Genomic DNA, 4,528 nt, shown 5'->3' on the forward strand with positions numbered 1-4,528 from the left:
ACTACCTGCAGGTGGCGGAGTGCGACTTGACCGGGGAAACGCCGGCACTTGTGCGCAGCTACCTCTGGGACCCCTCGGAACCTCAGGCCACGCGCGTCCTGGCCATGACGCGCTGGGAGGCGAACGGGACGCAGGTGAAGGAACATCTCTACTGCATGCACGACGCGATGAAGAACGTTACCTCCCTCTTCGGGGAAGCGCGCGGGCGCCGCGCCCTGTATGAATACCGGCCGTATGGAGGGCTGGTCACGTCGGAAGGAAACATGGCGCAAGAGAACAAATTCCGCTTCTCGAGCGAATACATGGACGACGAGCTCGGCCTCATCTACTACAACTACCGGCATCTCAATCCGCACGACGGCAGGTGGATCAGCCGAGATCCCATCATGGAACAAGGTGGCTGGAATTTGTTCGCCTTTGTTAATAATAATGGTATAGTTTTCTCTGATAAGAAAGGGGAAAATTATAATCCATTTACTCCGGGTATGATGAATCCTCCTAGTACTTACGATTCTCCAGTATATACTCCTTCTCCAAAGAAGGTATCCATATCCATTACTTATTCTGCCATATGTCAGGATGTGGGTATATGGGATTGGTTAATTAATATATCATTAGCTGATAAAATTACTAAAACGCCATCTGATTTTGATCCGAATTCGGAATGTAATTCTTGTCAATGCATTAAGAAATTGACGGTTATCATGCATGGAACTCCAAATGAATATGTATCTGGAGTTAGTGCTCAGTGGGGAGATACTCATTTATTTGAGGGTGATAAATTTACTGAAATATCAGATATGTTCAAAAATATTAAATTTTGTTCATCATGTGAGCTGGAATTGAGAAGTTGTCATCTTGGAGAATATCCTTTTTTAAAGCAACGTCTGGAAAATAACACAAAATGTAAAGTAACCGTATATCAAGGCGGTGTAAATGCGTTTTTCCCTCGTTTAAAATGATTAAAAAAATAAAGAAATGGTTTTGTACCATCATTGCGGCATTTGCGGTTATTTACGCCATCAATGTCATATATGCCAGTTGGTCTGTATTTAAGACATTGAATGGCAACAATGATGACGAAATGAGATATTATGAGGTAACCATGTATCCAAACAGCGGATATGAAGGAATATATGTTTATGCAAAGACAAGTTTGATATATTCATTTATACCACAAGATTTGGTTTTTGTTAAAAAAAGAGATGGGGAAATTTCCATATGGTATGGAGGACGCTTATTCAAGAGAGGGAGAGATATTTATATGCAATTGGAGGCGACTAATTCTGAGAAATACAGAAAAATGGTTGAAGAAAGATATTGGATGAGTAATGAAAAACTGGAAAAATGGATAAGAGATCGAGGTTTTATAAAAATTAAGTAATTATCTTGAATTTATCTTAAATGATTTATTATTTATGTAATTGATAAATAAAATTTCAAAAGTGAAAATATTCAGAGATTTAACTATTGGAACAGAAAGACGATAAAAAATATTTGCACACCTCTTCCGGGATTTTTCTGGAAGAGGTGTTACTGGTTTGTACCACATGTTTCAACAGATTCGCAACAAAAACAAATGCCTGCTGTATCGTCGCGACCTGCACCTACGAACAAATCCGTGGGTTGCTGGCGGGAATCGGCTATTATGTTGCCACGCCCGATTAGAGTTTTACATACAACTATCTCAGTAATTGACACAGATTGAAAATGCTAGAAGCGACCGCCTACACAACCGGCCCGCTCAACCAATACACCGCCATCGAGCGCGGAGAAGAAGCCTCCTTTGAGCCGGTTTACGACGCGGACGGCAATCAGACATTGATCAGGACATCCACGGGCATCTGGCAAGTCTCCTACAACGCGGAAAACCGCCCGGTGCGCTTCGTTAATGAAAGCGCCAAAACCGTGGTGGAATGCACCTACGACTACATGGGCAGACGGCACACCCGCAAAGTGAGCGTCAACGGGACGGTGAGCAACTACCTGCGCTACATGTACCGCGGCTACCTGCAAATAGCCGCCATAGATGCCGTCAGCGGAGCCTTCCGATGGTTCCTGTTCTGGGACCCGACGCAGCCTGAGGCTACGCGCCCGCTGGCCATCCGCAAGGACGGCACCTGGTACGCCTACGGGTGGGATCTGACCAGGAACGTCACGGAAGTCTTCGGGAAAGCCGGCTACCTGCGTACGGCCTACACCTACACGCCCTACGGAGAAGCCGCCGCCGAAGGGGACGTCACCCAGCCCATCCAGTGGAGCAGCGAATACAACGATGAAGAACTGGGGCTTGTCTACTACAACTACCGTCATCTCAATCCGCACGACGGAAGGTGGATCAGCAGGGATCCCATCATGGAACAGGGAGGGTGGAATCTTTATGCCTTCGTCGAAAATTTACCTGTATGGGTAATTGACCATTGTGGGCTTGAAGTTAAAGAAGAATCACGTCCTTTTGCAATGAGGCCAAATCCTGATAGCAATTTAGGGTATACAGTAATAAAAGATGCTTCATTCATGGATAAAGATTTGGAAATAGAATATGATTATAAAAAAGAAAAAAATAAATGTAGAGTATTTGTAAAAAATATTAAAGAACCCATTTTGGTAATACTTGAGTATTGGCCTTCTGAAGATGAAAAGATTGTAGGATATTCTAAAAAAGGAGTTTTGGCTATTATTGGTCATGAAAAAAGAAGATTGCAGGTGTATCAAAAAGCAGATGAAACATATATCAAGCTTGTAATAAATAATGTGAAAATATTATATGCTGAAGACGAGTCGCGAGAAAAGGCTGAAAAAAAATTGAATAACTATATTCAGAAATATTATGATAGTGCAAAGGATTGCCTTCTTAGATATGCTAGAGAACAACAAAAATTAATTACACCGGAAGCTAATGAATGGAATTTGATACGGGAAAAATTAAATAATGAAGTGATAGGTATTAAATGGACACACAAAGTACCTGATCCAAAGCCGGCTCCTATGCCCATGCTCCCTGAGGGACTTGGAAGAACAGGAAATTAGCAGTATAAGCAATATAACTATCCCGCAGTTTATCAGAGACTGCGGGGTAGTTGTGAAATATTAAAAATATAATAAATACTAATAACAATAATGAAAACAATAACTTTCTATACGAATTTCTTGCTCAGATTGACAAAATTGGCATGTTTGTTGGCATGTGCAGTTTTGTGTTGTGTTTCCAGCGCGCAGGAAATTGATTTTCAAGATAAGGCTGGTAAGCCCTATATTATAGTATATAACAATAGGAAATATCAATTCTGTCCTGTTGATTTAAATATCTTGAAATGTGAAAAATTCGCTGACATATGCGAATCTTTTTTTCAATTTCATATTTTCTTTAGCGCCTGGCCGGACATTAAGACACCATCTCGAAAATCATTCATTATCTGCTTTGATGATATTGCTTTTTTCAGCAATTCCTCTATATTTATGATGGAAGACCTTGTGATTTATGTTGATAGAAAGACAAGTAAAATCTATAAGCGCGATCCAAAAAATATTATAAAATATCAATGCAACAGACAGGAAGTGTCCCTAATTGAAAAAATGAGGAAACTGGACTCGCCTGACGATGTTGTGGCTGGCTGGGGAAGGTATTCCAATTTTGGCCCAAGCAATATGCAGCGAACAGAGGATAAAAAATTTGTCATATGGGACTTTGCTGGAAGCAGTTCCCGGGTTACTGAAACTCTTTTCGGACAAAAATCGAAAATCAATTAAAATGTATAAATAAAAATTGACTCAGGTGTTGTAGAAGATCTGATAACTATCAGTACGACAACATCGGCAACCGGAAGGAAGCCTTCGAATTCGGCAGCACCACGGACTATGAAACCGATGAACTCAACCGGTATGCGGGCATCGTCAGAAATGGAGGGGAAGCCTTTACACCCCAATACGACGCGGACGGCAACCAGACGCTGGTAAAAACATCCACGGGCATCTGGGAAGTCACCTACAACGCGGAAAACCGGCCCGTGAAATTCGAAAGCGAAGACGGAGGGACAACCGTGGAATGCGCCTACGACTCCATGGGCAGGAGGTTTGAGAAAAAAGTGACGGTCGGAGGGACAACGAACTTCCACGCGCGCTACCTCTACCGTGACTACCTGCAGGTGGCGGAGTGCGACTTGACCGGGGAAACGCCGGCACTTGTGCGCAGCTACCTCTGGGACCCCTCGGAACCTCAGGCCACGCGCGTCCTGGCCATGACGAGCTGGGAGGCGAACGGGACGCAGGAGAAAGAGCATCTCTACTGCATGCACGACGCGATGAAGAACGTCACCTCGCTCTTCGGGGAAGCGCGCGGACGCCGTGCCCTGTACGAATACCGTCCGTACGGAGGGCTGGTCACGTCGGAAGGCAACATGGCGCAAGAGAACAAATTCCGCTTCTCGAGCGAATACATGGACGACGAGCTCGGCCTCATCTACTACAACTACCGGCATCTCAATCCGCACGACGGCAGGTGGATCAGCCGAGATCCCATCATGGAACA

5 protein-coding genes are annotated in these 4,528 nt (G+C 43.9%); all 5 read left to right on the forward strand.

Annotated elements, in window-relative coordinates; all coding sequences use genetic code 11:
* Window positions 1–962 (forward strand): RHS repeat domain-containing protein (locus WW58_RS02245; RefSeq protein WP_046435074.1); only part of this gene is annotated, 962 nt, incomplete at its 5' end.
* Entirely contained in the window at window positions 959–1,384 is a 426-nt protein-coding gene (locus WW58_RS02250; RefSeq protein WP_046435076.1) for a hypothetical protein, read from the forward strand. The genes WW58_RS02245 and WW58_RS02250, both read left to right, overlap by 4 nt.
* A 326-nt stretch (window positions 1,385–1,710) precedes the next feature.
* Window positions 1,711–3,030, forward strand: a complete 1,320-nt coding sequence (locus tag WW58_RS02260; protein WP_046435080.1) for an RHS repeat domain-containing protein — start codon at window positions 1,711–1,713, stop codon at window positions 3,028–3,030.
* Between the two features lie 90 nt (window positions 3,031–3,120).
* Window positions 3,121–3,750, forward strand: a complete 630-nt coding sequence (locus WW58_RS02265) for a hypothetical protein (RefSeq protein WP_046435083.1) — start codon at window positions 3,121–3,123, stop codon at window positions 3,748–3,750.
* Between the two features lie 257 nt (window positions 3,751–4,007).
* Window positions 4,008–4,528, forward strand: a 521-nt coding sequence (locus WW58_RS02270; RefSeq protein WP_046435085.1) for an RHS repeat domain-containing protein, incomplete at its 3' end; no start/stop codon positions are given.

Source organism: Akkermansia sp. UNK.MGS-1, assembly GCF_000980515.1.
Taxonomy (GTDB): Bacteria; Verrucomicrobiota; Verrucomicrobiia; order Verrucomicrobiales; family Akkermansiaceae; genus Akkermansia; species Akkermansia muciniphila.

Excerpts from the sequence above, each read along its gene's own strand:
- WW58_RS02250 (WP_046435076.1), top strand. The coding sequence starts at position 959 with ATGATTAAAAAAATAAAGAAATGGTTTTGTACCATCATTGCGGCATTT.
- WW58_RS02260 (WP_046435080.1), top strand. The coding sequence starts at position 1,711 with ATGCTAGAAGCGACCGCCTACACAACCGGCCCGCTCAACCAATACACC.
- WW58_RS02265 (WP_046435083.1), top strand. The coding sequence starts at position 3,121 with ATGAAAACAATAACTTTCTATACGAATTTCTTGCTCAGATTGACAAAA.